Genomic DNA, 24,601 nt, shown 5'->3' with positions numbered 1-24,601 from the left:
TTACAACCCTATCTGTTGATTCAAATCCATAATGGGCGTAATGATCGCCATTACGATAAAAAGTACCACCGCTGCCATGGTGACAATAAGTAGCGGTTCAAAAATTTTCAAACTTACACTCACTATATTGGAAAACTCGTTGTCTTGGTTATCGGCACAGCGGCGGAGCATTTGCTCAAGTTCCCCACTGCGTTCGCCTGAGGCGATCATGTGCAACATCATTGGCGGAAACAACTTACTTTTACTCAACGCGGCGCGCAAACTTGAGCCTTCTCGCAAGTCGTCGGCCGCTTGTTCTACAACTTCGCGCATGCGTAAATTGCCCATGACTTGCGAAGTAATACGAAGCCCTTCAAGTAGTGGCACCGCCGAGGCAGTAAGAATACTCAAGGTACGGGCAAAGCGCGCGGTATTTACACCACGAATCAATTTTCCAACCACAGGTAAGTAAAGCAGCCGGGTATGCACCCGGTAACGGAACGGTTCCTGTTGCATGAGTTGACGCCACACCAGTAAACCCGCTAGTAGAGCGATTACAAGATAGAGCCCGTAATCGCGGAGCGCACCGGACACTACAATCAATACTTCGGTAACCCACGGCAGCTCAGCGCCCATGTCGGTAAACTGGTCGACAATTTCCGGCACTACCACGGCCAGCAAGAACGCAACAACTGCAATGGCAACCAAGGTGAGCACGCTTGGATAAACCGACGCCTGTACTATTTGGCTCTTCATCATTTGCCGTTGTTCGGTGTAGTCTGCAAGCCGCTCTAGCACTTCGTCTAAATGCCCCGACTTTTCACCCGCCGACACCATGGCACAATATAAATCGTCGAAAATAGCGGGGAAGTCGCGCATACCGTCGGCGAGCGTATAGCCTTCCACAACGCGGCTACGCACGGCCATGAGCATTTTTTGCAGGCGCGGCTTTTCGGTTTGGTCGGCAACGGCGAGCAAGGCTTGCTCAATCGGTAGTGCCGCATTAATCAGTGTAGCAAGCTGGCGGGTTATCAGTGCTAAGTCAGACGTGGCAATACCACGTTGAAACAATGACTTTGTGCGTTTTGGACTTTGCTCTGCTTGCGCTGCGGGCTCTACACTTACCGGAAAGAGTCCTTGCTCACGCAATTGTTGGCGTATTTGACGCTCCGTGTCGGCTTCTAATACCCCGTTTTTCTTTTTTCCTAGGCGGTCTAGTGCCTGATACGCAAAAGCTGGCATTATTCCTCCCGAGTCACTCGCATTACTTCTTCAAGTGTGGTTTTCCCGGCGAGTATTTTGTCACGCCCGTCTTGCCGAATACTTGGAAAATGGTTGCGTATATAGCGCTCAATAGCCTGCTCGCCTTTACCGTTATGCACCAACTCCCGCACTTTTTCGTCAACCACGAGAAGCTCGTGAATTCCGGTTCTCCCGCGGTAGCCAGTAAAGTTACATTTGGCACAGCCCTTAGCGCGGTAAATCGTTGGCGGTTCGCTTGCCGTTACGCCAAGCATGGTCATTTCTTCCTCGTTCGCGTGGTGCGCTTCTCGGCAATCGGAACATAACGTGCGCACGAGCCGTTGCGACAATACGGCCAGCAAGCTAGACGACAACAGGAAAGGTTCTATGCCCATGTCTTCTAAGCGGGTGAGCGCACCCGAAGCGGTATTGGTGTGCAAAGTCGACAACACAAGGTGGCCGGTTAAACTGGCTTGCACTGCAATTTGTGCCGTTTCGGCGTCACGAATTTCACCCACCATCACTACGTCGGGGTCTTGCCGCAAAATAGCCCGCAAGCCGCGCGCAAAGGTCATATCAACGCGCGGATTCACCTGCGTTTGACCTATACCTTCGAGCGCATATTCAATCGGGTCTTCCACTGTGAGTATATTGCGGTCTTTGGTATTAATTTCAGACAAGCCTGCATACAGAGTGGTACTTTTCCCTGAGCCAGTTGGCCCTGTTACCAGAATAATACCGTGGGGCTTGCGAATCAGCTCTGAGAAAACAGCACGATTCGCCGCGGTCATGCCAAGTTGCATAAGATCGAGCCGTGCGTTGTTTTTGTCGAGTAAACGCAGTACTACCCGCTCACCATGGTTCGACGGCATGGTCGACACCCGCACGTCGACCGCTCGACCTGCAATAAGTAAAGAAATCCGCCCGTCTTGTGGCACTCGCTTTTCTGCAATATCGAGCTGGGCCATTACTTTAATACGGCTCACCAGTAACGACGCAAGCTTACGATGCGGGCGCAAAATTTCACGCAACACACCGTCGATCCGAAAGCGAATAATTAAGTCTTTCTCAAAGGTTTCGATATGAATATCGGACGCCCCTTCCTTAATGGCTTCACTCAGCATGGCGTTGATGAGCTTGATAATTGGCGCGTCGTCTTCGCTGTCCAGTAAGTCTTCGGTTTTCGGTAGCTCTTCTGCCAACGAGAACAAATTCACTTCGTTGCCAATGTCTTCCATCAACTGCTTCGCTTCTGACGAGTCGCGCTGGTAAGCTTGGCCTAAAATCGAGTCAAACTCGTCGGTGGGGTGCGCCGATACTTTAAACTGCACGCCAGACATGCGGCGAATTTCATGCAAAACCTCCAGCCGAACCGTTTCTCGAGTATGCAGAATAGCCTCGCCGTCTTGCCAAATTAACACCGCACCATTTCGCTTCGCGTAGGAAAACGGCACCCGCACAGCCTGCGGCGGTAACACGGCTTCTTGCTCGTTCACCATGATCACCGCGTCGGTGTCTGTTTCCATCGGCTCTGTTGGCATGTGCGTCGACATAAAATTCCTACTTCATTGCTACTGGCAAATTAATTGTCATTGTTATTACGGCGCTGCTCTAACAAACGCTCAAAGCTTTCCGGCATCGGCGTGCCTTCTGGCCATTCTGGAATAACTGGCACGGTGTCTCTGCTGCGCAATGACAAGCCGCGTTCCTGTTGCATGAGCTGTTGGGCGCGAATATAGCTGTATTTACGCTGGCTTAAACTGCCCATGGTGGCATCATCACGCACAATGGTAGGGCGAATAAATACCATCAAGTTACGCTTGCGAGTGGTTACGCTGGTCGACTTAAACAAATGTCCAATCACCGGCAGGTTCCCGAGCAAAGGTACTTTTGAAAGGCTTTCTTGTACGTCTTCGTCAATTAAGCCGCCGAGCACAATCGTATCGCCGTCATTCGCCAACACCGTGGTTTGCAATTCACGCTTGTTAAAGGTTACGTCTACTGACGTTGAGCCTGCAATACTCGACACTTCTTGCTCAATTTGCAATTGCACCGAGTCGCCTTCATTAATTTGTGGTGTAACCCGCAACCGAATACCAATTTCTCGCCGCTCTACGGTTTGGAAGGGGTTAGTATTGTTCGAGCCTGCGGTTGAGCCGGTTAAGGTTGGAACCTCTTGCCCGACCAAAAATACTGCTTCTTGGTTGTCGAGCGTAGTGATACTAGGGGCCGACAAAATATTCGAGTTGGTGTTTGTCGCCACCGCTTGCACCACAGCGGCCCAACTGTCTTGCACGGTTCCGAACAACAAGCCATTGGCTGAGCCGAGTAACTGCGCGAGAAGAGACAAGTCACCTTGTTGATCAGGTTGGCGTTCGGTAAAAGGGTTACCGGCATTGTCTACGCGGGTTACTTCTGCACCTGGCCGATCCCGCGCCTGCTCTACCGCCACCGCCAAGGCCCCTAAAGGTACTTGGTTACCGGTAGTGTATTGGGTCATGCCATAGTCTTCACTGATCCACTGAATCCCAAAATTGGTGCCGTCGCCTTCAAACACTTCAACAATAATAGCTTCCACCAACACTTGCGCGCGGCGAATATCCAATTGCCCCACCACGTCTTCAATGGCCCGAAGCATGTCCGGTTGCGCCGTTACCACCAAGGCATTGGTCGACTCATGCGCTTCAATACTCACTTCTGCACCGCGGCGTGCCGCGCTGCCACCGCCCGTTTGGCCACTACCGCTAGCGGCACGTTGTTCTTCGGCAATCAGGGTGTCGGTCATACCACGCAGTAAATTCACCATTTCTTCTGCTTTGGCGTAGCGTAAATAGAACACGCGGGTATTGCCGCTGGTTTGCATTTCTTGGTCGAGCTGGCGAATTAAACGCACCACGCGCTCTCGGGCGCGCGTTTCGCCGCTCACTAACACTCGGTTCGTTCGTTCGTCGGCGACCAACCGCGGCACTAACATTTCTGGTGTACCTGTCCCCTGCTGGGCAAATACGCTTTGGGCAATACGCACCATTTCTGAGGCTGAGGCAAATTCAAGCTGAACAATTTCCACGTCTTGATCGCCCACCCGATCAACGCGTTGAATAATTTGAGCGAGCCGATTTACGTTCGCAGCACGGCCGGTAATCATAATAACGTTCGACACGTCGTAGTTCATAACCGCGCCACCGGCGGTTTGGTCATTTAACTGGCGTAATAAAGGAGCGAGTTCACGCACCGACACGTTACGCACAGGTACCACGCGGGTTACCCATTCGTCCCCTAACGTGCCTTCGTCGTCTACGACTGGCGTGGGTGCATTTTTTGCGTCGCGATCACGAATGACTTTTAGTGGCCCGGTGTCCATTTCCACCACAGCATAGCCATACACCGACAATACATTGAGGAAAAATGAATAATACTGGTCTCGAGTCATCACGTCGTAACTGCGAACGTTCACGCGCCCGCGTACCTCAGGATCCACAATAATAGTTTTTTCTAAATTACGGCTGACGACCTGAATAAATTCATTGATGTCGGTGTTCCGAAAGCTGGCAGAAAACTCCTCTGCGGGTTGCGCAAAAGTGGGCACGCTAAACACAAGAGATGCTGCGAAAGCGGCGGCTGCCATACGTTTTAATACTTGCATTCTGTTTTACCTATTCTGTTGGTATGTAAACGTCGATATCTACATACTCACCGTCTCTGAGCACGCGTATTTGTGCTTGGCTCAAACCCTGCAACTCATTCATAAGCTGCATTGCTTCGGCCATATCTGTTAAATCGTAACCATTAATAGACACGGCTAAGTCGCCCGCTCGTAAGCCAAGTTCACGAAATAGGGTGTCGTCGCCACGCGGGGCTAACCGATAGCCAATTAAGCCATTGCCACCGGGCTGCGGGGTAATGGATATCAGCTCTAATATTTCCAATTGAGCGCTACTTAAATCTGCCTCGGTAATTTCACTTGTAGGCTCGTCTGTAAGGTTTTGCTCGGCTTCTGTTTCTGTGGGGGCCTGCGACATTACATTGAGGCTCACTTCGCTACCGTCGCGGCCTTCGATCCATAAAATTTCAGTGCGATTGTTATGATTCAACAATACCCGGTCACTCAATATTTCCTGCACCACTGCACGCGAGCCTGCAACGGTATCGCCCGGAATGTAGGTTTGCTGATTCGAACCTTGCTGAATAATGGCTGCCGACAAATTCGGATTCGAGCTCGCTGTTACGCCAACCAAACGTATATTCAGGGTGGTTTCTGGTGCGTCTGTGGTTTGCGTATTACGAACCGGCGCAACACCTTGCTGACCAAATAAATGGAGCTGTTGAATGGTGCTCACATTTACCGCCGAACCTGCACTCGGCTGCGGCGTTGCTTGCACCGATACCGCCGCGACATTCGGTGCTGGTGTAAATAAGCTCCAAAACAAACCGCCAGCCAGCCACGCTGCAAAGGCGACCATGATCAGCGAAGCTGTTGCCGAAGCCCAACGAAAATAGGCTGTACCCGCGTTGTTCGCGAACCATTTAGATTTTATTGATGACAGTTGTAGCACAATTATAATAATTCTCGGATTTGGCAAGCCATTCTATACCCCTCAGGCGAATGCAACAACCTGATAACATCAACACAAGGCAATAAATATTCCCCACTGCCTGCACCCTTTTACTTCATGTTACACTGCAATACGCTTGAGTTTCAGTAGCAGTATGACCACAAATTGTTTCAAAATATATTGTTTTCACAGTTAAGGAGCCCCCATGAGCGAGCCCGTCGTACGACTAGACAAATGGCTTTGGGCTGCGCGCTTTTTTAAAACCAGAGCGCTTTCTCGTTCAACCATACAGGCTGGAAAAGTTCACTACAATGGGCAACGCACAAAGCCCGCGAAAACAGTGGAGATTGGCGCAGAAATTGAACTCCCCAAGGGTTACGACCGCATGACCGTGGTGGTCATCGCACTCAGTGAAAAGCGCGGCAACGCAACACAAGCCGCCACATTGTATGAGGAAACCCCAACCAGCATTGCAAAACGTGAAGCAAATGCGGCAGCGCGCAAAGCCAATGCGTTATATAATCCGCACCCAGACCAACGGCCCGATAAGAAACAACGTCGAGAGCTGATTAAATTTAAGCACCAATAGGCAAGCTAATGACTTTGAAGAATGAACTGCATCGCTTTACCTTCGACCACCATAATGTGCGCGGAGAGCTCGTACAGCTATCCGACACTTACCAGCAACTTATTGCGGGTCATGATTATCCGCCTGCTGTTGCGGCGTTACTCGGCGAATTACTGGTAGTAACCAGCATGCTCACCGCCACACTCAAATTTAAAGGCCACATTAACGTGCAGCTGCAAGGCAGCGGTGCGCTTAACTTTGCCACAGTGAATGGCAGCCACGACCTCTCGCTACGCGGTGTTGCTCGCACCACAGGGAACGTTGAGGAGAGTAGTTTACAAGCCATGCTTGGTGACGACGCGCTGTTAATTATTACGCTTACCCCCGAGCAAGGCGAACGTTATCAAGGTATGGTTAAAATAGAAGACAATCAGCTTGCTACGGCGGTTGAGCGCTACTTCGCACAGTCAGAACAACTACCAACTCGCATTTGGACCTATATTGACCCCGAGCATAACACCTGTGCGGGTATGTTGCTGCAAGTGCTGCCGGGAACCCAAGTTGACGACCATGGTTATGAACACACGGTAACGCTCGCCGACACCCTGACTACGGAAGAGGCAAATCAATTACCTGCAGTGGAAATTCTGCGCCGTTTGTACCATGAAGACGACGTTGTACTGTACCCGCCACAACACGTGAGTTTTCGTTGTGGCTGCTCGCGTGAACGCACGGCAACCGCACTACGCAGCATTGCTCGAGATGAACTAAGAGAAATTATTGTCCAAGACGGTAAGCTAACCCTTACCTGCGACTACTGTTTAACCGAGTACCACTACGACACCATAGACGTGGAAGCATTGGACGGACACGACGCGCCCGCCCAAAGCCAGTAACGCTATTTTTTCACAAACCGCATCATGCGTTTGCGCTTGCGTTGTTGCGACATGCTGAGTTTGTTCTTACGGCCGGCAAAGGGATTATCGCCGGCTCTAAACTCAATTTTAATCGGCGTCCCCATAAGCTTGAGGGAACGCCTGAAGTAATTGATCAAAAACCTTTTGTAGCTTTCTGGCAAGTCATTCACTTGGTTACCATGAATAACAATACGCGGTGGGTTGTAGCCACCGGCATGCGCGTATTTGAGTTTCACGCGGCGACCCCGTACTAATGGCGGTTGATGCTCATCTACCGCCGACTCCATAATGCGCGTAAGCTGCGAAGTACCTACCCGCTGCGTCGCACTGGCGTAGGCCTCTTTCACCGACTCAAATAAATGACCAACATTGGTGCCGTGTAATGCGGAAATAAAGTGAATGCGCGCGAAATCCACAAAACCAAGGCGACGATCGAGTTCGTCTTTCACCCATTGTTTTGCGTCGGCTTCCAAACCATCCCACTTATTCACCGCAATAACGACCGAACGCCCTGCATTTAACACAAATCCCAGCAAATTTAGGTCTTGATCGCCAATCGACTCGCGGGCGTCGATCACCATAATCACTACGTTCGCGTCTTCAATCGCTTGCAACGTTTTTACGACCGAGAACTTTTCTACCGCCTCGCCAATGCGACCACGCCGACGAACGCCGGCTGTATCGATCAAGGTATAGGCTTGGCCGTCTCGCTCCATCGGAATATAAACGCTGTCACGCGTAGTGCCGGGCATGTCGAATACCACCACGCGCTCTTCACCCAAAATACGATTCGTGAGTGTCGACTTACCCACATTAGGCCGCCCAACAATGGCAAGCTTAATGGGGGTGTCTGGATCTGGAGCAACAAAACCCGTGTCTTCATCTATGTCGAGCGGCTCGTCCGGCTGCTGTTGCAGGCCTGGGAAGGTTTCCAATAGAGGGTCAAAGCCGTGCTGCAGTAATTTCGACACGCCGCGGCCATGCGCCGCAGCAATTTGCCAAACATCACCAAGTCCCAACTTATAGAACTCCGCACTTGCGGAGTCACCGTCCAGTCCGTCTACTTTGTTGGCGACCAGTACAACCGGCTTCTCTTGTCGCCGTAGGTAGTCGGCCAAGTATTCGTCAGAAGCTGTAAGGCCGTCACGCGCATCGACCAAGAAAAGCACTAAATCGGCTTCGTGCACGGCCTGCAAAGACTGCTCCGCCATAAGCCGATCGAGGCCCTGCTCGTCGCCTTGAATACCACCGGTGTCGACCACAATGAACTGAAAGCCTTCATAACGCGCCGAGCCATATTGCCGATCTCGAGTAAGCCCCGGGAAGTCGGCCACCAGCGCGTCACGGCTATTGGTTAGACGATTAAAAAGCGTCGATTTTCCTACATTGGGTCGGCCCACCAAGGCCACTACAGGTAACATCTATGGTTTTTCCTGAGCGTGTTAAATTTCACGCTGTTCAATTAAATAAATATGCCCAGAGGCAGTTTGCACCACAATATGTTGCCCTGCGCGCACAGGTGCGGTGCGAATCGGCGTACCTTCGTCGAGTTCGAGTCGCCCCACTAATTCACCGGTATTTACGTCGAACCAGTGCATATAGCCAAAGCGGTCGCCTGCCGCCAAGCTACCGCCGTGTTCGGTGACCGGTGTTAAAGAACGATAAAACAAACTGTCATTGCGCCAGCGTTCAATTCCACTGAAGCGGTCAAAGGCAATAATATGGCTTTGCTGATCGGTCATAAACAACCGATTACGTATCAGTTGAATTGAGCCTGCACTCGAATAGTCACGTTTCCATTGTACTTCACCGCTCATTAGGTCGAGTGCTGCGGTTTCGCCGTTATAGGCCGCCACATAAACAGTGGAGCCAACAATTAACGGCGTGCCGTCTACGTCGGTCATACGCTCCAGATCAGAGGTTCCTGTGGGCGCTGAAATACGTTGTTCCCACGCGAGCCGACCACCTTCAAGCAACAGTACCTGTAATTTGCCAGTGCCGGTTCCAACCAGCACGCCACCTTGACTAAAAGCGGGCCGCGAAACACTGCGTAACGCAAGAATTGGGGTTTCTTCTTCAAACTGCCACACGAGGGAGCCGTCGCTGTCGCGCAATGCCACGACAAAGCCATTGCCTTGTTGAAGTAACACGTGGTCCGCCGCTACAGTAACGGGCGACAACACTTCGCCGCTTAACTCTGCGACCCACTCAGTTTCACCGCTGGTTTTGTTCAGTTTATATACTTGGCCATTTTCAGACGACAAATAGAGAAAGTTGCCGGCAACTACCGGGCCCGCCACCAACCGAGCCGACTCGCTACGCGGGAACCGCTCTAGTAATCTCGGCTTCTCTTCAAGTTTGCGCTCCCACAACCGCGAGCCGTCGTTAACCGACATCGCCACCACTAAACCGTGCCGATCAGCGGCGTAAATTACATCGTCGCTCACCGCAGGCTGCAGTTGCGTAAAGTGCTCTTCACTGCCTACACCAATGCGCTTCGACCACACCACTTCGGTTTGAATTTTCGGTGTTATCTCTTGTAAATCTGCATGTTGCTGACGTTTAGGCTGCATTGAGCAGGCCGACGTAAACGCAAGCACAGCGGCAAGAGCAAGCCCAAATTTCATTGCATACTTCATTAATTCGCCGCCAAGTTATCGAGTTTCATTTGCAAGAATGGATTCACGCCCTCACTGGCCAGTGCTACCGCTTCTTCATAAGCCGCTCGCGCTTGTTCAGTTTGCCCTTGGGCAAAGTATAAGTCGCCTTGTACTTCCGCTTTCATCGCGGCAAAAGATTCACTCACAACTTGTTGCAAGGCTGTATTTGCCGCGTCAAAGTTGTTCCGTGCAATTTCAATGCGCGCTAAACGCAAAGAAATAAGGCTCTTTAACTCGCCATGTTCGGTTTCTGTATAGGCCTTTTGCAATAAGTCGCTTGCCGCTTCAAGATTCTGCTCGGCCACCGCTTTACTCGCTAATTGCAACCGCGTTAATGCGCCCTGCTCACTACCGGCGAGCTCAGCCAGAACGTCGTCGGCAAAGTTCGCTTCGCTTAGTGTTTCTACCTGCTGAAGCTGTTGCAGGGTAGTTTGGTAGGCTTGGGTTCGGTTCTGTGCGTCGGCCGCTTGCGCGCCCTGATAGCTTCTCCATCCGAACATTGCGCCAAGGCCGATAACTAAGCCGGCAACCACCCACGGACCGTAATCCTTAATAAATTTCTTGACCTGTTCGACCTGCTGATCTTCATGTTCCACGAGCGTTTCCTCTTTACCCTAATGCTAAAAATTTAAGCCGTTCAACCAGTTCGCTCCAGTTGACCGTTTCCTGTTCTTTTTCTTCGCGCAAATACTTTACGGTGAACTGATCGTTCTCAATTTCACTTTCACCCAAAATAAGCGCAACATGCGCACCCGACTTGTCGGCACGCTTTAATTGCTTACCAAAATTACCGCCACCGCAATGCTGTAAAACACGAAGCCCTGGCAGTGTGTCTCGAAGCTTTTCGGCAACACGTAGCGCCGGAAGTTCCGCACCATCGCCCATAGCGGCAAGGTAAACGTCTACTTCTGCGCGCACCGGCAGGGTTTGCGCCTGCTCAAGCATTAATGCCAAACGTTCTAACCCCATAGCAAAGCCTACCGCCGGGGTAGCTTTGCCGCCCAGTTGCGCCACTAAGCCGTCGTAACGACCCCCTGCACATACAGTTCCTTGTGCACCGAGGCTTTCGGTCACCCATTCAAACACCGTGCGATTGTAATAGTCGAGCCCACGTACCAGCCGTTCGTTGTGAACAAACTCAATGCCCGCGGCGGTTAAACGCTCACACAACTGAGCAAAGTGTTCGCGCGACTCGGCATCCCAATATTCAGAAAGTTTCGGCGCACCGGCGAGCATTTCTGCCATAGCCGGGTTCTTGGAATCCAACACACGCAGCGGATTCGTCGCTAAACGTCGTACACTGTCTTCGTCGAGTTGTTCATGGTGCGCTTGCAAATAGTCGGTTAGCGCGGAGCGATACGCCGCGCGCGCTTCATTCGAAGCTAATGAATTCAGTTCCAAGCGCAGGTGTTCGGCAATACCCAAGTCGCGCCACAACCGCGCCGTCATAATAATGAGTTCGGCGTCGATGTCTGGCCCAGCCAAACCGAAGGCTTCTACGCCGACTTGATGAAACTGACGATAGCGACCTTTTTGCGGGCGCTCATGACGAAACATAGGGCCCATATACCACAACCGCTGTTGCTGATTGTACAGTAGCCCGTGTTCATTGCCGGCACGCACACAACTTGCAGTACCTTCTGGCCGCAGGGTTAGGCTGTCGCCATTGCGGTCGTCGAAGGTATACATTTCTTTTTCAACAATATCGGTCACTTCACCAATAGAACGTTTGAAGAGTTCTGTTTGCTCCACAATGGGCATTCGAATTTCACTGTAACCGTAGCTCGCCACTAACCGCCGAATTACGCCTTCCAAGGCCTGCCAACGTGGAGTATCGGCAGGCAAAATGTCATTCATACCACGAATTGCTTGAATGTTTTTTGCCACTAAAAAGTCCTATCACGCTATGGAATCAATTACTCGTTGATTACCGGAATCTGTTTGTCTTTGTCGATGCGCGCTACATAAGCACGAACCTTGGCTTCGAGTTGGTCGACAATTTGGGCATTGTCGATCCGTTCTTTTTGCCGCTCACCGTCCAGGTAAAAGCCACTGCGGGTTTTCGCGCCAGCCAAGCCAATATGCGACACATGGGCTTCGCCCGGACCATTCACCACACATCCAATAATCGAAAAGTCGATGGGCGTGGTAATGTCTTCAAGGCGCTGTTCTAAGGCATTTACGGTACTAATAACATCAAACTCTTGGCGCGAGCAGCTGGGGCAGGCGATAAAGTTTATCCCGCGCGAACGAATGCGCAGCGATTTTAAAATATCAAAACCAACTTTCACTTCTTCTACCGGATCTGCCGCTAAGGACACCCGCAAGGTATCGCCAATGCCTTCGGCGAGGAGCATGCCGAGGCCAATCGCTGATTTTACCGCACCGCTGCGCGCACCGCCTGCTTCCGTAATACCTAAATGCAATGGCTGGTCTATTCGTGAGGCCAACAACCGGTAAGCTTCAACCGCTAAAAATACATCCGACGCTTTCACGCTCACTTTGAAATCTGGGAAGTTGAGCCGATCGAGAATATCCACATGGCGCATGGCCGACTCAACCAGCGCAGCACCATTCGGCTCACCATACTTTTCTTGAATGTCTTTTTCGAGTGAGCCTGCATTCACACCAATGCGAATCGGAATGTTTCTTTCCCGCGCCGCGTCGACTACCGCTCGAATTCGGTCTTCGTTACCAATATTGCCGGGGTTGATTCGCAAGCAATCCACGCCATATTCAGCCACTTTAAGGGCAATACGATAATCAAAGTGAATATCGGCAACCAGCGGCACTGCGCTTTGTGCTTTAATGTGTTTAAAGGCTTCGGCGGCGTCCATGGTGGGCACTGACACACGAACAATATCCGCCCCCGCCTGTGCAATCGCATTAACTTGCGCCACGGTCGCGTCAATATCGGTGGTTAGCGTGTTGGTCATAGACTGAACGGCTATCGGTGCACCGTCGCCAATGGGCACGTTACCAACATAAATGCGACGGCTTTTTCTGCGTTGAATAGGCGGTGTGTGATTCATCGGTTTGAACAACTCAAATTAAACGTGGCGCTATTATACCATTACGCTTCAGGAACCGTTAACCGTGCAACACGGCCGTCCCGAAGAGAACTCATATCAACTGCCTCACCTTGAAAATAAACGTCGACCAAATGCGGTGCGCCTAAAGTGAGTGAGTAAGGTTGAACACCGTTTAGAGGCATGGTGTAGCCGGCTTGTTTTACGCCAAAAGCAAGCGTGTTGCCTTCCGCGTCGTCAATGCGCACCCAGCAGTCGCCACGAAAATGTAACACCAAGTCGCCAGCGTTGACGTCGACCACTGTGTTTGCTAACTCAGTGGCGCCCTCGCTCGCCGCTAAAGGCTCCGAAATAGTGTCCAACTCCGCTTGTTCGGCTCGCTCAGGCGCAGGCTCTTGTTCACCAGCAGTACTTGGCTCACCCGTTTGCTCGCTTGGCTGCTCAGCTTGCTCTGTCACAATCACTTCTGTCGGTGACACCGCGACACCCGTAGTATTTTGCGTGCCTGTGCTTAGCACTGCTCCTGTTTCTGGATCTGTTGCTGCTGGGTCAGTGGTTTCTGGCTCAGCTGTTTCGGGTTCAGCGGTTTCGGGCTCAGCTGTTTCTGGGCCAGTTGTATCTGGGAATGCGTTTGCTAAGGCCGTGTTTTGTACGCGGTTGTTGCTCGCTGGCTGTGTGTCAATGCTTGCCGCAGCAGGTTCTAATAACGCCGCGTCTTTCGACTGTTGCCACGCAAACAAAATAGCCGACGCCACCAGTACGACCACAATAATCCACGTGATGATCATCAACCGGCTGTCTTGCGTTTGTTTGCTCTTTTTGCGGGAAAAACTTTGCATGGACTCTTTACGCGGCTCTTCCAGCCCGAGTGCGTAATAGGCGTCGAGTACCTGCTGCTCCGGAAGCTCAAGATACTTCGCGTACGAGCGCAAATAGCCGCGGGTGAACGTTCCTGCCACCTTAGGATCGAACTTATTTTCTTCTAATTCTTCGATCAGTTGTTTACGCAGCCGCAATTGCGTGGCCACTTGGTCGGTAGATATGCCACGAGCTTGGCGCGCTTCACGGAGCAAGTCACCGGGCGTGGCCTCATTCAATTGGGGCTCTACCGGGCTACCCGTATTCAGATCGTGCGCGTTGTCTGTATTGTCGATATTCTGTTCTTGATTCATGAGAGCCTAATTCGTTGCGCGAACCGTCCGGTGGTGCGTCTGTAACGCTCCCTGCTTGCTAGGAAACTGCTTTAACCGCAATTCCTTCGCCACCTTTTTGTTTTTGTTGTTTTTTGAGTAAGCGTTTTGTTCGGTCTACCACGTCACCTACGAGCTGCCCACAAGCGGCATCAATGTCGTCGCCGCGGGTTTTACGTACGATAACGGTATATCCGTGTTCCATCAACACCTTTGAAAACCGATCAATGCGCGAGTTGCTCGAACGACCATACTCGGAACCGGGGAAAGGGTTAAACGGAATTAAATTAATTTTACACGGCGTTCCTTTAAGAACCCGCGCTAATTCCTGTGCTTGGTCGGTCGAGTCGTTAACACGCTCAAGCATAACATATTCTACGGTAACCTTAGATTGCGCTTTTGAGTTTTCGATGTAGCGGCGTGATGAGGCCAAAAATTGTTCAATTGGGTACTTCTTATTGATGGGCACAATTTCGTCACGCAGCGTGTCGTTGGGCGCATGTAAGGAAATGGCTAAAGCCACGTCTATTTGGTCCCGCAGAGCGTCGAGTGCCGGCACCACACCAGAAGTACTGAGCGTAACCCGCCGTTTCGACAAACCAAAGCCAAAGTCTTCCATCATCAGTTTCATCGCCGGCACCACGTTTTTAACGTTCAGCAAGGGTTCGCCCATGCCCATCATCACTACGTTGGTTACCGCTTTTACGCCGGTTTCGCCAAATGGCCCGAGTAGTTTATTCACGCGCCACACTTGGCCAATAATTTCGGACACCCGCAGGTTGCGGTTAAAACCCTGTTGGCCGGTAGAGCAGAAGGTACACTCCAGCGCACAACCCACTTGTGACGACACACACAGGGTGGCGCGGTCATCTTCGGGTATCCACACACTTTCTACTTCTTGGCCGTCACCGAGGTCCATGGCGAATTTAATGGTGCCGTCGGTCGACTGCTGCTGGGTTTTTATTACCGGTGCTTTAATTTCAGCAATAGTCGCTAGCTTCTCGCGCAGGGGTTTGTTGAGGTTGGTCATTTGCTCGAAGTCGTCGACACAATAATGATACACCCACTTCATCACCTGATCTGCACGGAACGGCTTTTCGCCGAGCCCTGAAAAGAACTCGCGCAGCCCTTCACGATCGAGATCCAGTAAGTTAACTTTTTGAGTGGTTGTTGCCATTAGAACCTCTGCGTTTATTCCATAATGTTTGCCTCGAACAATAAGCCATTATAGGCAAACATTATGGGTAAAACCTGATTGGTGAAAAAAGGGGCCGAAGCCCCTTTATATCGTATTCTATTGCTTTAGTGCGGCCTTTCTAAGGAGCAAAGCCAGTGCACAAAGCGAATAAGCAAAGCCAATTAACGCGTACGTGAGCACACTTCTTCGTCAGAGAAGAAATAGCCAATTTCACGCGCCGCAGATTCTACCGCGTCTGAACCGTGAACGGCGTTTTCGTCGATCGTTTCCGCGTAGTCAGCACGTAAAGTGCCGGCAGCAGCTTCTTGTGGGTTCGTTGCACCCATAATTTCACGGTTTTTACGTACTGCGTCTTCACCTTCAAGCACCATCACAACGATTGGGCCAGACGTCATGAACTCAACCAACGCACCAAAGAAAGGACGTTCTTTGTGTTCAGCATAAAAACCTTCTGCCTGCTCTTTGCTCAAGTGCATCATTTTCTGTGCAACAATACGCAAGCCAGCAGATTCAAAACGGTTAACAATTGCGCCGATCACGTTTTTTGCAACGGCGTCGGGCTTAATAATGGAAAGAGTGCGTTCCAAAGCCATGTGTTTTACTCCAAATCGGTGATATCCAAAAATTCGCGCGAATTATACGCGATATCAAAGCCTATGCCCAATAAAACTTTTGCCGCCAGTTAAACGTAATCGAATAAGCAATTGGGTAATTTTGCTTGCTAATCGAGCCCATTCAGCACTACCATACCGACCAATATAGACGTCTAAACTTCTATACTAAATTTCGCCGTTGCTTGTTTTTACATTCGTATTTTTTGAGGTGAGTATGTCAGACTCCAATAATTCAGGAACCCAATTGAACACTGCAACCTTTGGTGGTGGCTGTTTTTGGTGTGTTGAAAGCGCGTTTAGTCAGCTGAAGGGAATTGTTGAAGTACATTCGGGCTATGCGGGCGGCACTATTGAGCAGCCCACCTATGAGCAAGTCTGCTCAGGCAACACTGGGCATGCTGAAGTTGTGCAGCTCACGTTTAATCCGGCTGAAATTTCCTACCGCGAATTACTAGAAGTGCTCTTTTCCATTCACGATCCAACTCAGCTGAACCGCCAAGGCAACGACATTGGTACCCAATACCGCTCGGTCATTTTCTACCACAACGAAAGCCAGCGCCAAATAGCAGAGGCGTTTCTTGCTGAAGTAACGCGTGACAACCTATTTGACGCCCCCGTGGTTACTGAGCTGTCGCCATTGTCGAACTGGTTTGCCGCCGAGCAGTACCACAAAGACTACTACGCCAGAAATCCTGAACAGCCATACTGTGCAGCGGTTATTGCGCCTAAGCTGAAAAAGTTTAGAGCCACTTTTGCGGCCAAGCTTAAATAGCGGTTATTTAAACCCGCCACAGCGGTTTGGTGCTTCGCAGCTGAGGAATTGTGCAATTGAACAGTTCAATGACCTGCGAAATTTGTTCCGCTGTGGTGTGACGCCCCAAACTCAGCCGCACCGACGCCAACGCACGTTCACGCTCAACCCCCATGGCAGTGAGCACAAACGAAGGATCAACCGTAGCAGAATTGCACGCAGAGCCGGATGAAACCGCAATATCCGACAAACTCATCAGCAGCATCTCGCCGGCAACATCGGCAAAACTCACATTCAGAATCGAACCCAAACCCTCGCTCAAATCACCGTTTACCGTTACGCCACCAAGCGCTTGTAGTGCCTGCCAAAGCTGATCGCGAAGAGGCGTTAATCGCGCCATATCGCTCTGCATAACCTCGCCCGCTAGGCTGGCCGCTTCGCCTAAGCCTACAATTTGGTGCGTGGCAAGGGTTCCCGAGCGCATACCGCGCTCATGGCCACCGCCGTGAATTTGCGCTAGTACCTTAACTCTTGGGTTACGGCGTACATAAAGCGCCCCTATGCCTTTCGGCCCATACATTTTGTGGCCAGAAATAGAGAGTAGATCGATACCGAGCTCGGCAACATTCACGGGAATCTTGCCCACGCTTTGCGCGCCGTCCACATGAATCAAAACGTCGTGTTCACGGCAGATCTGCGCAATAGCACCAATATCCTGAATCACACCGGTTTCATTGTTCACCTGCATAACACTCACCAAAATGGTGTCTTTGCGGATCGCGCTTCGGAGCACGTTTAGGTCGAGCACACCGTTTTCGGCAACAGGTAAATACGACACCTCGAAGCCTTGCAGCTCCAGTTCCGCGCAGGTGTCGAGTACGGCTTTATGTTCCGTGCAGAGCGTAATAATGTGTTTACCACGTTCGCGGTTCGCCCATGCAGCGCCTTTAATGGCAAGGTTGTCTGACTCGGTTGCACCAGAGGTCCAGACAATCTCGCGCGGATCGGCATGAATAAGCTCGGCAACACAATGGCGTGCTTCGTCAACGGCCTCTTCCGCCTGCCACCCGAATTTGTGTGAACGCGACGCCGGGTTACCAAATACCCCGTCGATGGTGAGATACTGCATCATTTTTTCAGCCACGCGTCGGTCCACCGGGGTGGTTGCTGCATAGTCTAAATAAATCGGCGCACTCATGGGTTGTTCTTCTCCTTCTTATTGGGTGTTGTTGCTGCTCGCTCAAACGCGGCAAGAACACCACGCAGAATATTTAGCTCGTTGCGGTCTGGGCGCGCGCGGGTAAATAATCGGCGCAGTTTATTCATAATTTGCCCAGGGTGTTTTCGAATAATAAAGCCCGACACCGTAAGCGTGCGTTCGAGATGCGCGTAAAAACTCTCTAGATCCTTCGATTCAGGATAGCTCTCCGCTAACGGCGCTTCGGCAGGCGTGTTTTCTTGTTGAGTAGCAAGAAACGCCATGCGCACTTCATAGCACAAGGTTTGCACCGCCATGGCCAAGTTTAACGAGCTATATTCGGGGTTGGCCGGAATATGCGTATGGAACTGACTCATTTGCAACTCTTCGTTGGTGAGCCCGCTTGCTTCGCGACCAAACACTAAGGCGACTTTTGCAGCGCGACCCTCGTGCACCACTTTTTGCCCCGCTTCACGCGGCGTTACCATCGGCCAATCCAACGTTCGGCTGCGGGCGCTGGTCGCCAGCACTAAGCCACAATCGGCAATTGCTTCTTGCAACGTTGCTACTTGGCGTGCATTCGCCAGTACGTCGCTCGCGCCGGCCGAGAGCGCATGAGCTTTACCTTCCGGCTGCTCCTCGGGTGCCACCAGCACTAAATCGGTAATACCCATGGTTTTCATAGCACGCGCCGCCGAACCAATATTGCGTTGATCCGACGTATTCACCAGTACAATTCGAACATTGTCTAACATGAAAAAAACACCCTTAAGAAAAACTGAGCAATGCTACCACAGAAGGCGCTTTTTGCTCCAATACAAGCGCGCGCTGCCGAGGCATTGCGTAAAACCCGAAAATTGATTATAATTCGCGCCGTTTTTACGTTCTTTGCCATCACAGGAATCAGCACATGCACGCTATGTTAAATATAGCGGTGCGCGCAGCGCGCGCGGCCGGAAAAGTCATTGCGAAAGCTTATGAAAACCCTCAACTGCTTGAAATTGAATCGAAATCTCTGCACGATTTCGTGACCAATGTCGACAAAGCAGCCGAAGCGGCAATCATTGCAACGCTTCGCAAAAGTTACCCGAAACACAGTATTCTTGCCGAAGAATCTGGCCTTCAGGAAGGCAGCGATGCTGATTACCAATGGGTTATCGACCCACTCGACGGCACCACCAACTTTATGCGTGGCATTCCTCATTTTTGTGTATCTATTGCGCTCAATGTAAAAGGCGTAACGCACCACGCCGTGGTATACGACCCAATGCGCGACGACTTATTTACCGCTAGCCGCGGTGCCGGCGCACAGCTTAACGGCTTTCGTATGCGCGTAAGCGCGGCAAAAAACCTTGAAGGCTGCTTGTTGGCCACAGGGTTTCCGTTCCGCATGAAGCACATACTTCCTGAGTACCAAAAAGTTTTTAACGCCTACTTCGAAGAAGTCGCCGATATTCGTCGCGCGGGCTCTGCCGCACTCGACCTTGCTTACGTGGCATGCGGGCGCCTCGACGGCTATTGGGAAGCGGGCTTGAAACCTTGGGACACTATGGCAGGCGCGTTGTTAGTTAAAGAGTCGGGCGGCATGGTAACCGACTTCGCCGGCGACATGAACTACCACGCCACCGGAAATATTGTCGCTGCCAACCAGAAAGTAATTCAACCCATGCTTATTCGCATGCGCAAAGAATTACCGAAAGCGATGCTTAGCTAGGCAAATAGCTTCCGCCGCAAGAGTTAGAAAACAAAACGCCGACCCTAGGGTCGGCGTTTTGTTATTTTAAAACTCTAATTCTTCCAGTTCGCATTCATAACAATAGTCGATGTCTTCAAGTTCCTTACGCAAACGATGACGCTCCTTGAGTGCTTCGATTTCACGCCATTTACGTTTTGCAGCGCGGCTTTTGTTCGATTTTTCAGCTACGTGTGTAAGCTCTTCAGAGTGGTCCATAGGATCCTCCTTGTTATAATAGCTTTATTGTTATTGCTTAGCGCAAGAACGTTTTATCACATTCGCTCAAACAGTAAAAGATTTATGTTTCATTAATATTAACAAATCAACTCAAATTCCAATCAATTGCCGCATCACCGCGCTGCTGTAGGGCTTCATTAATTTTCTTAAAGTCGTGCTGGTTAAAGAAGCCGCGATAGGCCGACAGTGGCGATGGATGAACACCCGCAAGCACCTTGTGCTCAGTTAGGTTAATTCTTTCTACGGCTTTTTGAGCATGCTTGCCCCAGAGTACAAACACCAAGGGTTGCATTTTCGCCACATAGGCCAGCAGTGCTTCCGTAATAACCTGCCAACCCATACGGCAGTGCGAGCCAGCCGCGCCTGCGCTTACCGTTAGCGAGGTATTGAGCAACAACACCCCCTGCTCAGCCCACGGCGTTAAACAGCCATGCTGCGGTGGTATAAAGTTACTAAAGTCGCTAGCAATGCTCTTGTAAATATTAACCAACGAGGGCGGAGGCTTAATGCCTTTGGGAACAGAAAAGGCAAAGCCATGGGCTTGGCCCGCTTGGTGGTAAGGATCTTGGCCAAGAATGACCACCCGCGTTGCTTCAGGAGGCGTCGCCCGCAGCGCGTTAAAGATATCGGGCTCAGCAGGATAAATAATTTCACCTTGCTCACGGCGACGCGCAAGTTCCTGCAAGAGTGTGCCTAAGTGCGTTTGTAATTCGCCATTAAGCGCCGGCAGCCACGCCTCGGGAAATCCTTGCGCAATTAAGTAATGTCGCCAGTTTTGACCTTCCATTTCATCTTACTCGCTTTCATATTCGCTTGTTTAAAAGTGGCCGTAAGCAGACCAAAAATTCCTATAAAAAAGGCCAGCCGAAGCTGACCTTTTAAACTGAGTTGCCGTTGCTTAGAACGAGAGTGAGAAGCTCGCTGAAACAAAGTCACGGTCTTGTGTTGGATCGTAATCGGCACCGTCATAGCGAGTATACGATACTGAGAAGCCGTAACGGCTCAAGTAGTTACCGTCGAGGATAAAGCCTAAGTTACGGCGACCTTCAATAAAGTTGGTATTTGGTGAATATCCTTTCACGTCATGACCGAAGGCAATGGCTGGGTTCAAGTTCCAACCCATAAAGGCGTTCGAATATTCCCAAACTAAGCGGGTACGGTAACCCCAAGAAGTGCTGGTAACAAAACCTTCACAGTTGGTGTTTGCGCCGCCTGGATTGCCTAAATCGGCTCCGGTTAAGCACTTGCCGTATACCGGGTTACGACCAAAACGTTGTACGTCTAAGCTCGGTAGATCGGCCACATGGCTCACTGCAATTTCACCAATGAAGGTTAAGCGCTGCGCACCCATAACCTGATCAAAGAAGTTAATAAAAGTTGACTGTGCTTGCCAAACTTCCAGTTCTTCATAACCACGTGCCCGGTTTCCTTCTGGAATACCGTTCGGGCGTGCTTCGTCGATACGCACCATAAATGAGCTCGGTACGTTCGGCTGCAAACCAGCGGTTAAAATTTCAGTGGTGTTGATTTGCACTGCTTGCGCTGGGCGATAGCTTACTTCACCAGCCCACGACCATGCACCAAGCGTTGTACTAAAGCTCACACCAAAAATTTCATTGTCTTCTGGCCACTCCAGGAAGTATTGCGGGCCTAAAGTTGACACTACGTTGTTACTAATTTCCGTGGTGCGCCAGTCGTACGCCGAGATAATAGGCGCCGTATTGTGCACATTCAGGTAGTAAAAACCGAATTCGGTATCAAGATTCATAGAATAGTAACGGAAAGACACACCGAATTGGCCGCTGTCACTCGCTTCGTCGTCTTGCGCACGGGCAACGTAAACACCCGCGTCTACCGACTCACCGTCACTGAGCGTGGTGTTTGCACCAACCGTTGGGTTCAAGGTTACTTTGTTACAGCCCGGTCCACCTAAGATATCAACCGACGAAAAGAAAGTACCGCAACCGTCCAGTTTGGTGTTATCCCACTCGTACATGGCAAAAGCGTCGAAGCTCAGAGTGTCGGTTAAGCCCATCGATAAACTCACCATACCTACAGGCAGCAATGCGTCGCGTAATTCAGCACCGGGACGGCGCAATGCGTTTACGTCGGCTGGGTTAATGGAGTTAATACCATTCACAATAAAGGTACTTTCACCCCAGCTCAGTACTTGGCGGCCAACCCGTAAATCAACCGGCATAGAGCCAAGATCAAAACTGGTGTAAATGAACGCGTCTAATAAATTTGAGCCCGTACCCCGAGCATAGGGGTCGAACGCGTCGGTATTTAAGCGCGCATTTGGCGTGTAATTATTGGCAGTATGACCATGGTTTACGTTGGCATTTTCCAACACATCGTCGTACCAATAATTAAAACGAATAAAGGCACCGGTGTTACCGCTGCCGGTAATGTTGATGTCGTGAATACCGCGGAATACAAACGACGTCATATCGCCTTTGTCGAAGTTCAAGTTACCGTCGTCGGCTACCCCCGACTGACCACCGCCCCCTGGGAAGTTGCCCGGGTGTAAAACCCGTGGGTCTTGATCTTCCATACGCCAAGTTGCACCTAGCGAGAAGGTTGAGTCGAATTGAACATTGAGCGGCCCAACATTAAAGGTCGCTGCATTCGCGCTTGGTAGAGCTACTGCTAAAGCTACTGCCGAAGCGAGAGGTAGTTTTTTGAACACAGATGTCATTTTTTTCATTGTTGTTGCCACCTATCCTGCGTTACCCGGAACGGGAGTCCCTGGCTAATAATTTTTCAAAAATCATGTCTGATTGATCGCGCAAGCGCAAGTCTTTCCTCATTCAAACATAAATTTTTGTTTATTTGTATATTTCTTGTTGCTGTATTTTTTATGAAAGCAGGTTAGCAGACCCATTACCCGCTTGTCACGCACTAGTGTGAGGAAATAAAAAGCGCTCTACGAGAGCGCTTTTTCTAATTCCGGTAAAACATCAAACAAATCGCCGACCAAGCCATAATCTGCCACTTGGAAAATCGGCGCTTCTTCATCTTTATTAATGGCAACAATCACTTTCGAGTCTTTCATACCCGCTAAGTGCTGAATCGCGCCACTAATACCCACGGCAATGTACAGTTCCGGCGCAACAATTTTGCCGGTTTGGCCTACTTGCATGTCGTTCGGCACAAAGCCCGCGTCAACAGCGGCGCGTGACGCACCAATTGCTGCACCGAGTTGGTCGGCAATACCGTCGAGTAGTTTAAAGTTATCGCCGTTTTGCATACCGCGACCACCCGAAATCACCACTCGAGCAGCGGTAAGGTCAGGGCGTTCACTCTTGGCCAGCTCTTCACCGACAAAGCGCACTTTGCTGGAATTATGCACTGCATCAATATTTTCTACGCTGGCAGAACCACCTTCGGCAGCTACCGCATCGAATGCAGTTGCACGCACAGTAATAACTTTAATGCCGTCGTCGCTTTTTACCGTTGCAATTGCATTCCCGGCATAAATTGGCCGCCGGAAGGTATCGCTCGACTCCACTGCAATAATATCCGACACCTGCGCCACGTCGAGAAGTGCAGCCACCCGTGGCATAAAATTCTTGCCTGTAGTGGTGGCAGGCGCTACTACATGGCTGTAGTCCTTACCCAGCTCTGCAACTAAGGCAGAAATATTTTCCGCCAAGAAGTGCCCGTAAGCAGCATTGTCGGCACAGAATACTTTACTCACCCCGGCCGCTGTAGCCACTTCATTCGCAACCGCAGCACAATTCTCACCGGCTACCAATACATGCACTTCGTCACCCATGGCCTGTGCTGCTGTTAAGGTTTTCAGCGTGGCCGGATTTAAAGTGCTATTGTTGTGCTCTGCTACAACTAAAATGCTCATAGTACTTTCGCCTCATTCTTTAACTTTTCAACCAACTCGGCTACGTCTGCTACCTTCACGCCTGCACTGCGCTCTGCTGGCGGCTCTGCCTTTACTAGGCTTACTTTGCTGCCCAACTCAATGCCGAAATCGGCTGCAGCTTTCACGTCGAGTGGTTTACGTTTTGCCTTCATAATATTCGGCAATGACGCATAGCGCGGTTCATTCAAACGTAGGTCTGTGGTTACAATCGCCGGCAAGGTTAAGGCTACCGTTTGCAGGCCGCCGTCAACTTCACGGGTAACTTGTACACTGTCGCCGTCAATTTTCACTTCCGACGCAAAGGTACCCTGTGGCATGTCGGTAAGTGCCGACAGCATTTGCCCAGTTTGGTTATTATCGGAGTCGATTGACTGTTTACCAAGAATCACTAGTTGCGGCGCTTCTTCGGCAACCACTTTTTGCAAGAGCTTTGCCACCACTAATGAGTCTGGCATCGCGTCGGCTTCAATGTGAATGCCTCGGTCAGCACCCAGCGCCAACGCGGTACGAATTTGCTCTTGGCAGGCTTTCGGGCCAATCGAAACCACTACAACTTCTTCCGCCACGCCTTGCTCTTTTAATCGCACGGCTTCTTCCACTGCAATTTCACAAAACGGGTTCAACGCCATTTTTACGTTGCTTAAATCAACGTCGGACTGATCAGCCTTCACGCGCACTTTCACGTTGTAATCAATCACGCGCTTTACCGCGACCAAAATTTTCATAACTACTTTCCTTATCCTCAAGGTCTTGGAATGGAATCATTTCGCCACACATTATGTAAAAGCTGCCTGCATCACACAAGTCAAAGGGCTATAATAGCGCGAAATTTCCTTGCAAATGTGTCAAC

General features: G+C 50.7%; 23 protein-coding genes. 4 read left to right on the top strand and 19 right to left on the bottom strand.

The annotated features are described in order from the left end of the window. The 4 genes from gspF to gspC all read right to left on the bottom strand — a co-directional run bounded on the left by gspF (window position 1) and on the right by gspC (window position 5,774). Complete coding sequence (gene gspF / locus DQW12_RS07435) at window positions 1–1,221, bottom strand: type II secretion system inner membrane protein GspF (RefSeq protein WP_113907190.1); 1,221 nt, start codon at window positions 1,219–1,221, stop codon at window positions 1–3. Beyond that, window positions 1,221–2,720: a type II secretion system ATPase GspE gene (gene gspE, locus DQW12_RS07430; RefSeq protein WP_198683928.1), complete on the bottom strand. Its 1,500-nt coding sequence runs from the start codon at window positions 2,718–2,720 to the stop codon at window positions 1,221–1,223. Before gspE ends, gspF begins: the two co-directional genes overlap by 1 nt. Window positions 2,721–2,803: 83 nt before the next feature. Next, window positions 2,804–4,864 (bottom strand): type II secretion system secretin GspD, encoded by a 2,061-nt coding sequence (gene gspD, locus DQW12_RS07425; RefSeq protein WP_113907188.1) that lies wholly within the window; start codon window positions 4,862–4,864, stop codon window positions 2,804–2,806. A 10-nt stretch (window positions 4,865–4,874) separates the two neighbouring features. Further along, window positions 4,875–5,774 carry a type II secretion system protein GspC gene (gene gspC, locus DQW12_RS07420; protein WP_157957875.1) on the bottom strand — a complete coding sequence of 300 codons (900 nt, stop codon included), beginning with the start codon at window positions 5,772–5,774 and terminating at the stop codon, window positions 4,875–4,877. A 205-nt stretch (window positions 5,775–5,979) separates the two neighbouring features. On the opposite strand from gspC, the gene hslR reads away from it, so the two are divergent. After that, window positions 5,980–6,363, top strand: coding sequence for a ribosome-associated heat shock protein Hsp15 (gene hslR, locus DQW12_RS07415; protein ID WP_113907186.1), 384 nt, complete (start codon window positions 5,980–5,982; stop codon window positions 6,361–6,363). Window positions 6,364–6,371: 8 nt separating this feature from the next. After that, window positions 6,372–7,238, top strand: a complete 867-nt coding sequence (gene hslO / locus DQW12_RS07410) for an Hsp33 family molecular chaperone HslO (protein WP_113907185.1) — start codon at window positions 6,372–6,374, stop codon at window positions 7,236–7,238. A gap of 2 nt (window positions 7,239–7,240) precedes the next feature. Here the strand turns inward: hslO and der are convergent, their stop codons facing one another. The 8 genes from der to ndk all read right to left on the bottom strand — a co-directional run bounded on the left by der (window position 7,241) and on the right by ndk (window position 15,929). Beyond that, window positions 7,241–8,680 (bottom strand): ribosome biogenesis GTPase Der, encoded by a 1,440-nt coding sequence (gene der / locus DQW12_RS07405; protein WP_113907184.1) that lies wholly within the window; start codon window positions 8,678–8,680, stop codon window positions 7,241–7,243. A 21-nt stretch (window positions 8,681–8,701) separates the two neighbouring features. Beyond that, the gene (bamB, locus tag DQW12_RS07400; RefSeq protein ID WP_113907183.1) at window positions 8,702–9,898 is read right to left on the bottom strand and encodes an outer membrane protein assembly factor BamB; all 1,197 of its coding nucleotides are present in this window, start codon (window positions 9,896–9,898) and stop codon (window positions 8,702–8,704) included. Continuing rightward, window positions 9,898–10,515: a YfgM family protein gene (locus DQW12_RS07395; RefSeq protein WP_113907182.1), complete on the bottom strand. Its 618-nt coding sequence runs from the start codon at window positions 10,513–10,515 to the stop codon at window positions 9,898–9,900. Before DQW12_RS07395 ends, bamB begins: the two co-directional genes overlap by 1 nt. A 13-nt stretch (window positions 10,516–10,528) precedes the next feature. Further along, entirely contained in the window at window positions 10,529–11,806 is a 1,278-nt protein-coding gene (gene hisS / locus DQW12_RS07390) for a histidine--tRNA ligase (protein WP_113907181.1), read from the bottom strand. 29 nt (window positions 11,807–11,835) lie between these two features. Continuing rightward, window positions 11,836–12,951: a flavodoxin-dependent (E)-4-hydroxy-3-methylbut-2-enyl-diphosphate synthase gene (gene ispG / locus DQW12_RS07385; protein WP_113907180.1), complete on the bottom strand. Its 1,116-nt coding sequence runs from the start codon at window positions 12,949–12,951 to the stop codon at window positions 11,836–11,838. Between the two features lie 41 nt (window positions 12,952–12,992). Then, window positions 12,993–14,120 carry a RodZ domain-containing protein gene (locus tag DQW12_RS07380; RefSeq protein ID WP_113907179.1) on the bottom strand — a complete coding sequence of 376 codons (1,128 nt, stop codon included), beginning with the start codon at window positions 14,118–14,120 and terminating at the stop codon, window positions 12,993–12,995. A gap of 58 nt (window positions 14,121–14,178) precedes the next feature. Then, window positions 14,179–15,315: a dual-specificity RNA methyltransferase RlmN gene (rlmN, locus tag DQW12_RS07375; RefSeq protein ID WP_113907178.1), complete on the bottom strand. Its 1,137-nt coding sequence runs from the start codon at window positions 15,313–15,315 to the stop codon at window positions 14,179–14,181. Between the two features lie 182 nt (window positions 15,316–15,497). Next, window positions 15,498–15,929 carry a nucleoside-diphosphate kinase gene (ndk, locus tag DQW12_RS07370; protein ID WP_113907177.1) on the bottom strand — a complete coding sequence of 144 codons (432 nt, stop codon included), beginning with the start codon at window positions 15,927–15,929 and terminating at the stop codon, window positions 15,498–15,500. Window positions 15,930–16,164: 235 nt separating this feature from the next. Between ndk and msrA the strand changes: the two genes are divergently transcribed. Further along, window positions 16,165–16,722, top strand: a complete 558-nt coding sequence (gene msrA / locus DQW12_RS07365; protein ID WP_113907176.1) for a peptide-methionine (S)-S-oxide reductase MsrA — start codon at window positions 16,165–16,167, stop codon at window positions 16,720–16,722. Between the two features lie 7 nt (window positions 16,723–16,729). On the opposite strand, the gene DQW12_RS07360 is transcribed toward msrA, so the two are convergent. Together DQW12_RS07360 and trmJ are read right to left on the bottom strand one after the other, a co-directional pair. After that, window positions 16,730–17,899 (bottom strand): IscS subfamily cysteine desulfurase, encoded by a 1,170-nt coding sequence (locus DQW12_RS07360; protein WP_113907175.1) that lies wholly within the window; start codon window positions 17,897–17,899, stop codon window positions 16,730–16,732. Then, a complete protein-coding gene (gene trmJ, locus DQW12_RS07355; RefSeq protein WP_113907174.1) occupies window positions 17,896–18,654 on the bottom strand; it encodes a tRNA (cytosine(32)/uridine(32)-2'-O)-methyltransferase TrmJ in 759 nt (252 codons plus the stop codon). The genes DQW12_RS07360 and trmJ overlap by 4 nt, the downstream gene beginning before the upstream one ends. A 155-nt stretch (window positions 18,655–18,809) precedes the next feature. Here trmJ and suhB point away from each other — a divergent pair, with 155 nt between their 5' ends. After that, complete coding sequence (suhB, locus tag DQW12_RS07350; RefSeq protein WP_113907173.1) at window positions 18,810–19,613, top strand: inositol-1-monophosphatase; 804 nt, start codon at window positions 18,810–18,812, stop codon at window positions 19,611–19,613. 66 nt (window positions 19,614–19,679) lie between these two features. Here the strand turns inward: suhB and DQW12_RS07345 are convergent, their stop codons facing one another. The 5 genes from DQW12_RS07345 to DQW12_RS07325 all read right to left on the bottom strand — a co-directional run bounded on the left by DQW12_RS07345 (window position 19,680) and on the right by DQW12_RS07325 (window position 24,476). After that, entirely contained in the window at window positions 19,680–19,850 is a 171-nt protein-coding gene (locus tag DQW12_RS07345; protein ID WP_113907172.1) for a DUF3545 family protein, read from the bottom strand. 106 nt (window positions 19,851–19,956) lie between these two features. After that, entirely contained in the window at window positions 19,957–20,658 is a 702-nt protein-coding gene (ung, locus tag DQW12_RS07340) for a uracil-DNA glycosylase (protein WP_113907171.1), read from the bottom strand. 111 nt (window positions 20,659–20,769) lie between these two features. Then, window positions 20,770–22,578 (bottom strand): DUF1302 domain-containing protein, encoded by a 1,809-nt coding sequence (locus DQW12_RS07335; protein ID WP_198683922.1) that lies wholly within the window; start codon window positions 22,576–22,578, stop codon window positions 20,770–20,772. Window positions 22,579–22,797: 219 nt separating this feature from the next. Next, window positions 22,798–23,730, bottom strand: a complete 933-nt coding sequence (locus tag DQW12_RS07330; protein ID WP_113907170.1) for an electron transfer flavoprotein subunit alpha/FixB family protein — start codon at window positions 23,728–23,730, stop codon at window positions 22,798–22,800. Beyond that, window positions 23,727–24,476, bottom strand: coding sequence for an electron transfer flavoprotein subunit beta/FixA family protein (locus DQW12_RS07325; protein WP_113907169.1), 750 nt, complete (start codon window positions 24,474–24,476; stop codon window positions 23,727–23,729). The genes DQW12_RS07330 and DQW12_RS07325 overlap by 4 nt, the downstream gene beginning before the upstream one ends. Window positions 24,477–24,601 lie beyond the last annotated feature (125 nt).

The sequence above is a fragment of the Aliidiomarina celeris genome (assembly GCF_003316875.1).
Lineage (GTDB): Bacteria > Pseudomonadota > Gammaproteobacteria > Enterobacterales > Alteromonadaceae > Aliidiomarina > Aliidiomarina celeris.
This window is presented reverse-complemented; position numbering and strand designations above follow the sequence as displayed.

What these genes read in the sequence shown, in the direction of transcription:
- gspF (WP_113907190.1), bottom strand. Translation starts at nt 1,221, where the DNA reads ATGCCAGCTTTTGCGTATCAGGCACTAGACCGCCTAGGAAAAAAGAAA.
- DQW12_RS07330 (WP_113907170.1), bottom strand. Translation starts at nt 23,730, where the DNA reads ATGAGCATTTTAGTTGTAGCAGAGCACAACAATAGCACTTTAAATCCG.
- gspD (WP_113907188.1), bottom strand. Translation starts at nt 4,864, where the DNA reads ATGCAAGTATTAAAACGTATGGCAGCCGCCGCTTTCGCAGCATCTCTT.
- trmJ (WP_113907174.1), bottom strand. Translation starts at nt 18,654, where the DNA reads ATGTTAGACAATGTTCGAATTGTACTGGTGAATACGTCGGATCAACGC.
- DQW12_RS07345 (WP_113907172.1), bottom strand. Translation starts at nt 19,850, where the DNA reads ATGGACCACTCTGAAGAGCTTACACACGTAGCTGAAAAATCGAACAAA.
- rlmN (WP_113907178.1), bottom strand. Translation starts at nt 15,315, where the DNA reads ATGGCAACAACCACTCAAAAAGTTAACTTACTGGATCTCGATCGTGAA.
- DQW12_RS07380 (WP_113907179.1), bottom strand. Translation starts at nt 14,120, where the DNA reads ATGAATCAAGAACAGAATATCGACAATACAGACAACGCGCACGATCTG.
- der (WP_113907184.1), bottom strand. Translation starts at nt 8,680, where the DNA reads ATGTTACCTGTAGTGGCCTTGGTGGGCCGACCCAATGTAGGAAAATCG.
- bamB (WP_113907183.1), bottom strand. Translation starts at nt 9,898, where the DNA reads ATGAAGTATGCAATGAAATTTGGGCTTGCTCTTGCCGCTGTGCTTGCG.
- DQW12_RS07325 (WP_113907169.1), bottom strand. Translation starts at nt 24,476, where the DNA reads ATGAAAATTTTGGTCGCGGTAAAGCGCGTGATTGATTACAACGTGAAA.
- ndk (WP_113907177.1), bottom strand. Translation starts at nt 15,929, where the DNA reads ATGGCTTTGGAACGCACTCTTTCCATTATTAAGCCCGACGCCGTTGCA.
- DQW12_RS07335 (WP_198683922.1), bottom strand. Translation starts at nt 22,578, where the DNA reads ATGAAAAAAATGACATCTGTGTTCAAAAAACTACCTCTCGCTTCGGCA.
- ispG (WP_113907180.1), bottom strand. Translation starts at nt 12,951, where the DNA reads ATGAATCACACACCGCCTATTCAACGCAGAAAAAGCCGTCGCATTTAT.
- ung (WP_113907171.1), bottom strand. Translation starts at nt 20,658, where the DNA reads ATGGAAGGTCAAAACTGGCGACATTACTTAATTGCGCAAGGATTTCCC.
- DQW12_RS07360 (WP_113907175.1), bottom strand. Translation starts at nt 17,899, where the DNA reads ATGAGTGCGCCGATTTATTTAGACTATGCAGCAACCACCCCGGTGGAC.
- suhB (WP_113907173.1), top strand. Translation starts at nt 18,810, where the DNA reads ATGCACGCTATGTTAAATATAGCGGTGCGCGCAGCGCGCGCGGCCGGA.
- hslR (WP_113907186.1), top strand. Translation starts at nt 5,980, where the DNA reads ATGAGCGAGCCCGTCGTACGACTAGACAAATGGCTTTGGGCTGCGCGC.
- hslO (WP_113907185.1), top strand. Translation starts at nt 6,372, where the DNA reads ATGACTTTGAAGAATGAACTGCATCGCTTTACCTTCGACCACCATAAT.
- gspE (WP_198683928.1), bottom strand. Translation starts at nt 2,720, where the DNA reads ATGGTGAACGAGCAAGAAGCCGTGTTACCGCCGCAGGCTGTGCGGGTG.
- msrA (WP_113907176.1), top strand. Translation starts at nt 16,165, where the DNA reads ATGTCAGACTCCAATAATTCAGGAACCCAATTGAACACTGCAACCTTT.